Origin of the sequence: Natrinema pellirubrum DSM 15624 (genome assembly GCF_000230735.2) — an archaeon.
Classification (GTDB): domain Archaea; phylum Halobacteriota; class Halobacteria; order Halobacteriales; family Natrialbaceae; genus Natrinema; species Natrinema pellirubrum.
Window position 1 is genome coordinate 2,035,243 of sequence record NC_019962.1, and the last position, 12,038, is coordinate 2,047,280.

Genomic DNA, 12,038 nt, shown 5'->3' on the forward strand with positions numbered 1-12,038 from the left:
TGCGTCTCGTTCCTAATTGCTACCTGTTCACCGATGGGTTGGGCCGTCTCTCCGTACAGTGTCGTGTTGTCGCTCTCGCTCGTCGTCGCCGTCGGAACCGCGGCCGCGGCGTGGCGGACTCGACCCGAAGCCGGCTCGAGTACGCTCGCCGCGCTCATGGCGACCGTCGCCGTCTGGCTCGGCGCACACGTCCTCGAGATCGAATCGGCGACGATAGCCACGAAACTGTGGTGGGCCGACCTCCAGTGGATATGTGCCGCGGTTATTCCGACGCTATTCGTCGTCTTCGCGCTCCAGTATACGGGCGAGGACCGCTGGCTCACCCGGTCCCGACTGGGGCTGTTGTCGATCGAGCCACTCGCCATGATCGGCGCGTTGGCGATCAACGACCGCACGTTCGTGCTGTGGGGGCCGCCGGTCGAGGAACCGATCTCGCTCGGGAGTTGGTGGGCATCGTCCGCGACGGTCGTGACCTCGGAACCGGGGCTCGGGCTGTTCGTTCACCTGGGGTACGCGACGCTCTGTCTCGCGATCACGTCGGTCCTCGTCTTCCGGCTGATCGCACGGACCGAGCGACTCTACCGCTGGCAGGGAGTCGCCGTCTTCGTCGCGATCACGGTCCCCTGGGGGACGGCCGTCCTCTCGGCGGCGTCGCTCGAGATCGTCGGCACGACGCCGATCGGCTTTACCGTCACCGGCCTCGCGATTACCTTCGGCCTCTATCGATACCGGCTCCTCGAGATCGCCCCCATCGCCCGCAGCGAGGTCGTGACGAACCTCGAGGACGGCGTGCTGGTCGCCGACGCAGATCGCCGGATCGTCGACAGCAATCCGGTCGCGCGGGAGATATTCGCGGACGAGCGAGACGCTCTCGTCGGGGAATCGATCGACGACGTAATTCCGATCGATGGTGACGCGGTGATCGACGGGTCCCGCGACCGAGACGGGGAGGACACCGCGGCAACCGCGGGAAACGCCGACACGATGCAGTTCTCGCTCGACGGCGGACGGACCTATTACGATCTCTCGATTTCGTCAATCGACGACGGGCGCGGGTACTCGGCCGGCTGGACGGTCGTCGTCCACGACGTGACCGAGCGGGTCCATCGCGAACGCGAACTCGAGCGCAAGAACCGAAGACTCGACGAGTTCGCGAGCGTGGTCAGCCACGACTTGCGGAACCCGTTGACGGTCTCGAAGGGGTATCTCGAGTTACTCGAGGAGGAGTACGACCCGGCGTACGTACGGACCGTCGCCGAATCCCACGAGCGGATGGAACAGCTGATCGACGACGTGCTGACGCTCGCTCGGCAGGGCCAACGCGGGCTGGATCCCGAGCCGGTCACACTCGCGGCCGTCGCACACGAGGCGTGGTCGACGGTCGATACCGCGGGGGCGACGCTGTCGGTCGTCGACGAGCGAACGATCGTCGCGGATCGAACCCAGCTCCGGCAGTTACTCGAGAACCTGTTCCGAAACGCGATCGACCACGGGGGACGATCGGGGGCCGAAACCGACGGCCGCGACCTGACCGTCACCGTCGGCACGCTCGAGGGCGGGTTCTTCGTCGCCGACTCGGGGACGGGCTTCGAGGGCGATCCGGAGGAGATTTTCGACTCCGGCTATACGACGAGCGAGCGCGGGACGGGACTCGGGCTGTCGATCGTGGCGGACATCTGCGAGGGACACGGGTGGTCGGTGACCGCGACCGACGGGGACGGGGGCGCACGGTTCGAGATCACCGGCGTCGAGCGACACGAAACGGCGACTGACGACCGGTCCGACGGGATGTCATCCGGGGTCGGAGCGGCCGAGTAACGACCCCCGCGTAGTCAGGAACGCCAGTAGGCCGGCGTCAGGATCACCAGCACGGAGAGGATCTCGAGCCGGCCGATCCACATCAGGAAGGTCATGTACAGCTTCGCGGCCCCGGAAAACGGCTCGTAGCTGTTCATCGGACCGACGACGCCGACGCCCGGCCCGACGTTGCCAAGCGTCGCGATAGTCGCGCTGATCGCCTCGAGTGCCGTCAGCTCGAGGCCGGGCGTTCGGTAGGCGTCGAGAAAGAGCAGGACCGTCGAGACAGCAAACAGCGTCAGGAAGAGGACGATGAAGACGAAGATGCCGTGGATCGCCTCCTCGTCGATGACGTCGCCCGTGTCGCCCATTCGGACCGGCCGAACCGCCTGCGGATGGACGGTCGTGAACAGTTCGCGTTCGATGGACTTCCCGACGACGTACCAGCGGATGATCTTGATCGAGCCGGCCGCCGACCCCGCTGAACCGCCCAGAAACATCGCGAACAGCAAGATTACCTGCGTCGACTCGCTCCAGGTGTTGAAGTCCATGCTGGCGTAGCCTGTCGTCGTCACGATCGCCAGCGTCTGAAAGAGCCCGTGGCGCAGCGAGCGCTCGAGGCTGCCCGGGATCGCGGCGACGCCGTCGGGGACCGTCGCGAGGCCGACCCCGAGAAAGAGTGGGGCCGAGAGGAGGACACCGACGACACCCATCGACAGGAGATAGGACCGGAACTCGGCGTTCCCGGTCAGCCGATCGGGCTTGCCGCGCCAGACGTGCCAGTAGAGCGCGAAGTTCGTCCCGGCAACGATCATGAACGGCATGACCGCCCACTGGACGATCGGTTCGAAGGCCTCGACGCTGCGTCCCTCCGGCGAGAAGCCGCCGGTCGGCAGCGTCGTGAGTGCATGCGAGACGGCGTTGTAGAAGGTCATGTTCGGGGCCAGTCCCACGAGGTGGAGCCCGTAGTAGACGACCACGGCCGCGAGCGTGAACCAGACGTAAATCAGCCAGAGCGCCCGCGCCGTCTGTCTGATCCGCGGGGTCAGCTTCTCGACCTGAATGCCGGGCGCTTCCTCCCGGATGAGTTGGGTCCCACCGACGGACAGCTCCGAGAGGATCGCGACCATGAGGACGATGATCCCCATCCCGCCGAGCCACTGGGTGAGCTGTCGCCAGAGCATGATCGAATGCGAGTGGGTCTCGACGGAAATCTCGCCCATCACCGTCGCCCCGGTCGTCGTGAACCCGGACATCGACTCGAAGAGGGCGTTGATCGGCTGTGCGATCGTCCCCGTCCCGGCGACGAGATACGGGATCGTCCCGACCAGCGGCAGAACCAGCCACGTCAGCGCCACCAGTAGGAACGCCTCGCGGTGTTCGAGGTCCGGCTCGGGCTCGAGGCGCTCGAGGCCCGTTCCGACGCCGACCGCGACGACCAGCGCGACCAGAAACGGCAGCGGGCTCTCCCGGTAGAACAGCGCGACCGCCGTGGGAACCAAAAGCGACAGCGAGAGGAACTTCAAGACGGTACCCAGGAGGCTGCAACTCGAGCGGACGTCGACGTGAATCCTACCGATCATAGCTGGTGATGAGGCCGGACGACTGCCGGCCGGCGAACAGTAACTACTACCAGGGAATCGTACGACCGCAATAAAGACTGTGCCTCCGATATCGCGGACACAGCGTCGAGAACCCACGGATCAGCCGAAGACCTGCTCGTAGTGATGAGCCATCGCGGCGCGGGCGGTGGCGGAGAACGCGGGAACGTAGTCCATGGTGAGGAAGAACGGCGACTCGGTAACCGGCCCGGCGTACTCGTCGATCGGCCCGCGTTCGGTCGCGAACGGGTGATCGCGCGGCGTGTTCCGGCTCTCCACTGCCGAGTAGCCAGTCGCCATCGGAGTGATACCGTGGCGGACGAACCAGCCCCGGGCATCGGGGTGGTCCTGTGCGCCACAGCTGTGGGCGCGTCGCGACGGCGAGGGTTCGGATTCGGTCGCCTCGACGGGGTAGTGCGGAAAGTCGGTCCAGCCGACGACCGCGTGGCCACACTCGTGGGCCGCGAAGTTCCGCAGCAGGTCTCGAGGGGTCCCGACCCCCGCGCCGAAAAGCGCGGCGAGTTCGGCGTTGACGTAGCCGTACGCACCGGGTTCGCGGGAACGACCGTCACTGCGGCCCGCGTACCCCCGCATTGCCCCGGCGGTCGTCGCGCCGTCGGCGACGACGGCCAGCGTCACCGTTGTCGCCGTTCGATCGCCTCGCAGGGCGTCGTCGGTCTCCATGGCGTCTAACGTCTTGCCGTGTGCGGGCGCGATCTCGAAGTCGACGACCGCATCCGTCTCGAGGGTTACATCAGCGGTGCCCGGCGTCGCCTCGGTCCACGTCTCGGCGAACAGGTCGACGCCCTCGCGGACCGCGTCGAGCGCGTCCTCGGCGGGCTCGGCGGAGGTGTGACGAACGATCTCGAGGGTCAGATCGCCGTCGCTGCCGGTAGCCGCGCCGACTCCCGATACAGCGGCTGTTCCGGCCACGCTACAGGCACACGCGAGAACGCGACGGCGGGTTGGCATGGAACGCTCTAGGGAAGGATGCGAGTGTGATCATATCGTCCTTCCGGCCGAGGGGAAGGATGGGACTGCTACTGACGCCGTTCCCGACCGCTGTCAGCGGTCCGGTTCCCGAACCCGCTCGCCGTCGGCCGTCTCGGGGAAGACTTTCCCCGGATTGAGCGTATCCGTTGGGTCAAACGCTTGCTTGACCGATCGCATGGCCTCAACCGCGCCCGCGCCGTGTTCCGGCTCGAGGTACGCCTGTTTCCCCTCGCCGATGCCGTGTTCGCCCGTGGCCGTCCCGCCGAGGTCGATGGCGAGTTCGACGATCGCTCGGTAGAGTTCCTCGCCGCGCTCGAGTTGGGCGGGATCGCTCGGATCGGCGAGGACGCTGTAATGGAGGTTGCCGTCGCCGGCGTGGCCGAAACAGGGGACCAGCAGGTCGTACTCGTCGGCGAGTCGCTTCGTCTCGTGGACGACCTCGGGGTAGGCGCTGATCGGCACCGTCACGTCACCCGGGTGGAGCGACTCGAGGTCCGGGTCGTAGCTCCTGACGGCGAAGGCCAGTTCCCGCCGGGCCTCCCAGAGGGCGGCCATCTCATCGTCGTCGTCGCTCATCTCGAAGCGGGCGACAGTGTGGTCCTCGAAGATCGTTCGGCAGAGGTCGATTTCCGCCTCGATCCCGTGGTTGGCGTGAAACTCCAGGAAGACCATCGGCGAATCGGGCAGGCCGGTGTCGAGGTAGTCGTTGGCCATCCGGGCGCTCAGCCCGTCGACGAGTTCGATCTTGGCGACGTCGACCTCGGTCCGGACCGCGTCGAAGACCGCCTCGGCGGCGTTGTCCAGCGTCTCGAAGATCGCCCGCCCGCCGCGGATCTGTTCGGGCCGGCCGGCCAACTCGAGGGTGGCCTCGGTGACCACCGCCAGCGTTCCCTCGCTGCCGACCAGCAGGTCGGTCAGGTTGTAGCCGCTCGAGGTCTTGATCGCCCGCGAGCCCGTCTGGACGACGGTCCCGTCGGCAAGCACGGCCTCGAGCCCGAGGACCCAGTCGGCGATCTCGCCATAGCGGACCGTCCCCATGCCGCTGGCGTCGGTCGCGATCATCCCGCCGATCGTCGAGATCTCGCCCGAGGAGGGCAGTGGCGGGAAGAAGAGCCCGTCACCGGCGACGTGTTCGTCGACATCCGAGCCGATGATTCCAGGTCCGACGTCGATCTGAAAGTCGTCGGGCCGGTAGTCGACCACCGCGTCCATCCGGGTCAGATCGAGGCTGATCCCGCCGTGGGCCGGGACGGCCGCGCCCTCGAGGCCCGTTCCGGCCGCGTAGGGTGTGACGGGCACGCCGCGGTCGGTCGCCGCCGACAGCACTGCCGAGACGTCCGCGGTCCGCTCGGGCCAGACGACCGCGTCGGGCATGACCCCGCCCGAGTCCTCGGTCCCCCAGTCCGTCGCGTGTGATTCGCGTCGGCCGTCCGCGAACGACAGCTGGTCGTCCCCGAGGTCGAGATCCTCGAGGAACGAACAATCGTGTGCCATGCATGCATGTTAGACACTGACAGTATCAACGTTTCCCACTGGATCGTACGCGGATCGCTCGAGACGGCCTCGTGACTCGAGTATATATCCCTCGTATCCGACGATATAATAACAATGTCTAACGCATCTGAATTATAATCGTCTTTTACTGAATTCTGCCAGCACAATCGTATGCCAGAGCAAAATGGCACACGGAACGGGACGAATCGGCGCGGCTTTCTCGAGAGCATCGGCACCACCTCGGTCGCTGGCGGCCTCGCGGCGGTTCTCGCCCAGCGCGATATCGTCCAGCCGGTCGCCGCGGCGTCGGCGACCGATCGGAGCGTCTTCGACATCGACGGGACAGCCGATCCCGACGCGACGTTTCCGCAGTCGGTCGCCAGCGGCGGACCGACCTCGAGCGGCGCTATTCTCTGGACGCGGATCGCCCCCAGTGCGGTCGTCTCCGAGGAGCCGATCGGTGTCCAGGTCGCGACCGACGACGACTTTGCGGACCTGGTCTACGAGGGAACGGTCCCCGCCGATCGACTCTCGAGTACACACGATTACACGGTCAAAGTCGATCTCGACGGCGTTCTCGAGTCGGATCGTCGCTACTACTACCGGTTCGTCTACGACGGCGTCGCGACACGGACCGGTCGCTGTCGGACGCTACCGGCGGCCGGCGCGAGCCCCGATTCGCTGTCGTTCGCGGTCCTGACGTGTCAGGACTACCAGAACGGGTACTACGGAGCCTACCGCCACCTCGCGGCCGAAGACGTCGACTTCGTCGTCCACCTCGGCGACTTCATTTACGAGTCCGCCGACGGTGCCTACACCTCGCCGACGACGGATATCAAGGACGGGCGCGACATCGACCTCCCCAGCGGCGCCGATCTGGCGGAGTCCCTGGCCGACTTCCGGACGCTGTATCGAACCTACAAGGGGAACGAATTCCTCCAAGAGGGACTCGAGCAACACACCGTTATTCACGGCTGGGACGACCACGAGATCGGGAACAATCGATACTGGGACGAGAAAGCGAACGCACCGGTGTTGCCGGATACGGACGGCGGCGAGCAGCCCGAGCGGGCGATGGAGATCACGGCCGACGGCATTCAGGCGTGGGTCGAGTACGTTCCCGCCCGCGTCGAGTTCGATCCCAACGAGTCGGCACTGCAGGACCAGCTCCGACTGTGGCGGGATCTCCAGTTCGGCGACCTCGTCGATCTGACCGTCACCGACGAACGCCTCTATCGCGACGGGCCACCCTGTGGCGACGCACGGATCACCTGCACGGATGAGGAAGCGCAGGGACGGACGATGCTCGGCCACGAACAGAAACAGTACTTCACGGACTGGGTCAGCGAGTCCGATGCCGTCTGGTCGGTCTGGGCCAACGAGGTGCTGACGATGCCCCTGACCATCGGCGACAACTGGTCGCAGATCGAACTGCTCCACGACTCGTGGGACGGCTTCCAGCACGAACGCTGGGAACTCATGCAACACGTCGCGGACGTCGATCCACGCAACTTCGTCGTCCTGACCGGCGACCTCCACGCGTCGCTTGCCGGCCACGTGAAAGCCGGCTACGGCGAAATCGAGCCGTTCGAGACGTACGACCGAATCGGTGTCGAGCTGATGACTCCCGCCGTTACGAGCGTCAACGCCGCCGACGTAGTCGATTTCCCGAGTGACTGGGACGACGACGCGCTCGCGGAGTTGACCAAGGACCAAAACGACCACCTCGAGTACGTCGACTGGCATCAGCACGGCTACGCCGTCGTCGAGTTCACCCGCGATCACTGTACGTATACCGTGTACGGCGTCGAGGGTGTCATAGAACTCTTGTCACACCGTGATGATCGTGCTTCCCGGATTATCTCCTCGTTCGTAGTTGGTGATCGCAATAACGAGACGCAGACACAACGACAGGAACACTTGTGCTCGTGCATGGACGCGGCCTCGGGCGTGGACGTGCCCGAGGCCGCAGTCCTTGACTGCGTCGTTAGTTCGTTCGACGCCTGTCCGGCGGTTGTACGTCTCATCTAACGTCGATTGCTTCAACTTCACGTCCTTGCTGTGTTCTTTGATACGGTCTTCGACCCTGTACTCTATGTCCAGTGGATCGTCGGTGTTGCGTGCGTTGTACGGGGCGATTGGCACGACTCCTGCGGTCAGCAGGTAGTCGTGCCAATCGAGTGTGTCATAGGCGCTGTCTCCAAGCATCCAGATCGGAGTGTCGACGGCGAGCGCGTCACGCGTGACGCGCATCGCCGTCTCTTCTGGCGCTTGTTTGCTCTCGGTGAATTCCGCTGCAATCGGGATCTTTGAACCAGTCGAAACGATCGTGCAGCCGTAGCCGTAGTAGTACTCTTCAGCCGTTGGATCGTAGCATTTCGACGCGTCTTGATCGGCTGGCATCGTTCTCACGTCTGTCGAATCAATCGAGTAGGTCAAGTCGAGCAGGCCCCGCAAGGCGGCCTGCTCGACGAGGTGGTCGAAAATCTCGTCGATGACGTGTTCGAGATCGGTGAGGAAACGATCGACCGCGTCTCTCGACGGCGGTCGATCGAAGCCACAGCTGAGCCAGACGACTGTGTTGTTCAGTTCTCGCGCAACCGGACGAATGCCGTAGATATCCTTGTAGTAGCAGTGCAGAAACCCACGCATCATCTCGGGTGGTTCGTGGTCTCGTGTTCGCCCCGTCTCCGCCGGGGCGAACACGTCGAATTCTTCGAGAAACTCGAAGGAGAGATGCTCGAACAGCGCTAGCGTCTCCGTCTCCACGGCATTGAAGAACGTCTCTACCGTAGGATTATCTTGCAGGGTCGCTGGGCTCATACCACCTCAGCGTTCACCCTGCTCTCTGGTATGAGAACTGTTCTATGACACCCTCGTGTACGGCGTCGACAAAGATGCGGACCCGCGGGATGCCGAGCGGTCGACCCTCGCCCGATATCGTACCCCGGACGGCGACCCGACCCTCACGGAACTGTAGGCACACAGTGGGTGGGTCGCCGCGAGCGGTTCGCCGGAGATGTGACGATCCTCCCATCGCCGGTGATCGGTCGCGCACGTGACTGGACGGAAACGCTACAGATTTATGTGAGTCCGTGACGCGGTGTGCGGTGATGGCAGACCGAACCACGACTCGACGGCCGACGCGGAGGGGAGCCCGATGAATGCCGAACTCGACTTGCTGGTCCGGCTCGGGGACTACGACCGTCCGCAGGGCGTCGCCGAGCGTGCCGTCCAGGCCGAGGAACTGGGTTTCGACCGGATCACGGTCGGCGAGACGACCGGCTGGAACATCGTGCCGCCGCTAACGCTGGCGGCCGACAGGACCGACGAACTCGGCATCTCCAACGACGTCATCTCGCCGTACGGCCGGACGCCGTCGATGCTCGCCCAGACCGCGCTGACGATGCAGGCGGCCGCCGACGGCCGCTTCCGGTTCGGGATCGGCCCGAGTTCGCCCGCGATCACCGAGCGCTGGCACGGTCAGGAGTTCGACCGGCCGCTCCGGCGCACCCGAGAGGTGATCGAGATCATGCGCAACGTCTACGAGGAGGGCAACCCCGCCTACGAGGGCGACATCTTCGAGATCGCTGGGCTGGGCTACGAGCGCGGGCCGAGCGAGAACCCGCCGCCGATCGACGTCGGCACCCTCGGTCCCAAAGCCACCGAGATGGCCGGTCGCTTCGGCGACGGCTGGGCCCCGCAGATGTTCACGAAAGACGGCCTGCGCGACCGCCTCGAGGACTTAGAGCGTGGTGCCGAACTCGGTGGGAAGGACCTCTCGGACCTGCGGGTCGCGCCGATCGTCCGCGGGATCGCCAGCGAGGACCGCGAGGCGGCCCGCGAGAAGGCCCGCGGCACGATCGCGTTCATGCTCGGGGCCTACGGCCCCTACTACGGGAACTCGGTCGCCGAACAGGGCTATCCCGACGTCGTCGACGAGATCCGGGCCGCCTGGGACGATCGGGACACCGATGCGATGGCCGCTGCCCTTCCCGACGAGGTCCTCGACGAACTCGCGTTCGCGGGCACCCCCGACGAGGTCCGCGAGTGGCTCGCGGAGTACGCCGCTATCGAGGGCGTCGACGCCGTTCGCGTCGGGTTCGTCGACGGGATGAGCGAGGACGACAAGCGGACGACGATGGAAGCTGTCGCCGACCTCGTCTAACCGCCGGTCGGTCCTCCATCGCGATCGCAGCCGTCTCGAGCGGGCTCCTACGACATGACACGCAGTGTGGTGTTTCGATCGGACTCACAAGTTGCATATATACGCCCCGATCCCTATCGGGGGTATGATCCCGCTACTGAGTTCGCCCGAGAGCCTCACCGCGTTCGGCGAGGACGCCGACGCCGTCGATACGGCGATGGATCTACTTGCCGACGGGCGACGCCGCGCGGCGCTGCAGTATCTCGCGGAGACGGGTGGCGACGCCACGCTCACAGAACTGGCGGTCGAAATCGCTACCCAGGAAGCCGGCACGGAGCCGAACGCGATCTCGGACCACGGCGACGTCCCCTCGAGAAAGCGCCGCGCCGTCCGAATCTCGCTCCATCACACCCACGTCCCGAAGCTGACGACCGCCGACGTCGTGGACTACGACACGGCGACCGAGACCGTCACGCTCACCGACCGCGGGCGGACCCTGCTTGAGCGGGCAGACGCGGTTCAGGAGTCCGCCTGACCGGCCGACTGCGCTGTTTTCACCGAAAACGGCTCTGTTACGGCTCGATCACGAGTTTGCCGAGGAAGCTATCTTCCATGACCGCACGCTGGGCCTCGGCGGCCTCCTCGAGGTCGTAGCTACGGGCCACGTCGATCGAGAGATCGCCGGTGTCCATGAGGTGGGCGGCCCCGCGCAGCGGCACGCGCAGGTCCGGCGTGTTGAACATGCTCATGAACTGGTAGGAGACGTCTTTCGACCGGGCCGCGCCGTCGTTCGTAAAGCCCGGATCGGTGCTGTTCTCACCGATGCCGACGACGCGAGCGCCCGTGGCCGCGACGTCGGCGTCGAACTGCAGGTAGTCGTCGAGGCGGTGGTCGAGGACGGCGTCGACTCCGCCGTCGGCCGCCTCGCGGACGGCGTCGACCAGATCGTCCCGGCCGTAGTCAAGCACCGTCTCGGCACCGTAGTCGGCCAGTTCGTCGTGGTACTCCTCGGACGCGGTCGTGATCACCCGCGCGCTTACCGCGGCCGCGATCTGGACGGCCGCGTGGCCGACGCCGCCGGAGCCGCCGTGGACAAGACAGTACTCCGCGGGATCGAGGTCCGCGTGGTCGATCAGCGCGCGCCAGGCGGTGACGGCGGCGACGCCGGCCCCGCCCGCTTCGGTGAGGTCCGCTCCGTCGGGGAGGTGAACCACTCGATCAGTCGGGATCGTCGCGTACTCCGCATACGAGCCCTGGAAGCCGCCGTTACCGATGCCGGTACCGTAAACACGATCCCCTTCCGCGAAGTCCTCGACGGCTTCGCCGGTCACCGCGACGGTCCCAGCCACGTCGACGCCGGGCGTAAACGGCACGTCGACCGGTTCGTACGAGCCGTCCCGGAAGTAGGTATCGACGGGGTTGATCCCCGCCGCGGCGACCTCGACGAGCAACTCGTCGTCGGCCGGTTCGGGCCGGTCGATCTCCTCGACCTGCAGTACGTCCGCGTCGCCATGTTCGTGAAGGCGTACAGCTCTCATCTCGTTCGAACACACGGATCGGGACGATAAAACGGTACACGTGACGGCAGGGAAGACGGGGCCACTCCGCGACCGGGCCCTACTCGCGGCGGGTCCGCACCGCAGTACCCGAGATGTTGACCCAGAGCATCCCCTCGCGCATCTCCTCGTAATCGAAGCCGACGCCGACGACCGCGTCGGCGTCCAGTTCGGCGGCCTCCGCACGGAGATCCTTGAGTGCCTCTTCCCGACCCTGTTTGATCTTCTTCTCGTAGGAGCCGCTTCGCCCGCCGACGATATCGCGGATCCCGCCAGCGATGTCACTGACGACGTTCGCGCCGATGATCGCCTCGCCGGAGACGACGCCACAGTACTCCGTTACCGCTCGGTCTTCGATCTCGTCCGTCGTCGTGACGGTGATGTCTGCCATACGCGAGAATGTGAACTCGACGACAGATAAAGCTGTAGGACAGCGAGAGAACGGGACCG

At 65.6% G+C, this 12,038-nt stretch carries 9 protein-coding genes and 1 pseudogene; 4 read left to right on the top strand and 6 right to left on the bottom strand.

Features of this window, described 5'->3' with window-relative positions; genetic code table 11:
• Window positions 1-33: 33 nt before the first annotated feature.
• Entirely contained in the window at window positions 34-1,818 is a 1,785-nt protein-coding gene (locus NATPE_RS09790; protein WP_006180638.1) for a histidine kinase N-terminal 7TM domain-containing protein, read from the top strand.
• A 14-nt stretch (window positions 1,819-1,832) separates the two neighbouring features.
• Here the strand turns inward: NATPE_RS09790 and NATPE_RS09795 are convergent, their stop codons facing one another.
• From NATPE_RS09795 to NATPE_RS09805, 3 genes are all read right to left on the bottom strand, one after another.
• Window positions 1,833-3,380, bottom strand: coding sequence for a TrkH family potassium uptake protein (locus tag NATPE_RS09795; protein ID WP_006180637.1), 1,548 nt, complete (start codon window positions 3,378-3,380; stop codon window positions 1,833-1,835).
• Window positions 3,381-3,500: 120 nt separating this feature from the next.
• Window positions 3,501-4,370, bottom strand: coding sequence for a hypothetical protein (locus tag NATPE_RS09800; protein WP_015299004.1), 870 nt, complete (start codon window positions 4,368-4,370; stop codon window positions 3,501-3,503).
• A 93-nt stretch (window positions 4,371-4,463) separates the two neighbouring features.
• The gene (locus NATPE_RS09805; RefSeq protein ID WP_006180634.1) at window positions 4,464-5,885 is read right to left on the bottom strand and encodes an FAD-binding oxidoreductase; all 1,422 of its coding nucleotides are present in this window, start codon (window positions 5,883-5,885) and stop codon (window positions 4,464-4,466) included.
• A gap of 171 nt (window positions 5,886-6,056) precedes the next feature.
• Between NATPE_RS09805 and NATPE_RS09810 the strand changes: the two are divergent.
• A pseudogene (locus tag NATPE_RS09810) lies at window positions 6,057-7,694 on the top strand (alkaline phosphatase D family protein); the annotation flags it as partial.
• Window positions 7,695-7,715: 21 nt separating this feature from the next.
• Here NATPE_RS09810 and NATPE_RS21385 read toward each other — a convergent pair.
• Window positions 7,716-8,708: an IS5-like element ISNpe16 family transposase gene (locus tag NATPE_RS21385; RefSeq protein ID WP_015298782.1), complete on the bottom strand. Its 993-nt coding sequence runs from the start codon at window positions 8,706-8,708 to the stop codon at window positions 7,716-7,718.
• Window positions 8,709-9,045: 337 nt separating this feature from the next.
• On the opposite strand from NATPE_RS21385, the gene NATPE_RS09820 reads away from it, so the two are divergent.
• Together NATPE_RS09820 and NATPE_RS09825 are read left to right on the top strand one after the other, a co-directional pair.
• Entirely contained in the window at window positions 9,046-10,053 is a 1,008-nt protein-coding gene (locus NATPE_RS09820; protein WP_006180630.1) for a TIGR04024 family LLM class F420-dependent oxidoreductase, read from the top strand.
• 124 nt (window positions 10,054-10,177) lie between these two features.
• Window positions 10,178-10,567, top strand: a complete 390-nt coding sequence (locus NATPE_RS09825; RefSeq protein ID WP_006180629.1) for a DUF7344 domain-containing protein — start codon at window positions 10,178-10,180, stop codon at window positions 10,565-10,567.
• A gap of 37 nt (window positions 10,568-10,604) precedes the next feature.
• Here the strand turns inward: NATPE_RS09825 and NATPE_RS09830 are convergent, their stop codons facing one another.
• Window positions 10,605-11,570 (bottom strand): NADPH:quinone reductase, encoded by a 966-nt coding sequence (locus NATPE_RS09830; RefSeq protein ID WP_006180628.1) that lies wholly within the window; start codon window positions 11,568-11,570, stop codon window positions 10,605-10,607.
• 79 nt (window positions 11,571-11,649) lie between these two features.
• Complete coding sequence (locus NATPE_RS09835) at window positions 11,650-11,979, bottom strand: YbjQ family protein (RefSeq protein WP_006180626.1); 330 nt, start codon at window positions 11,977-11,979, stop codon at window positions 11,650-11,652.
• Between the last annotated feature and the right edge of the window lie 59 nt (window positions 11,980-12,038).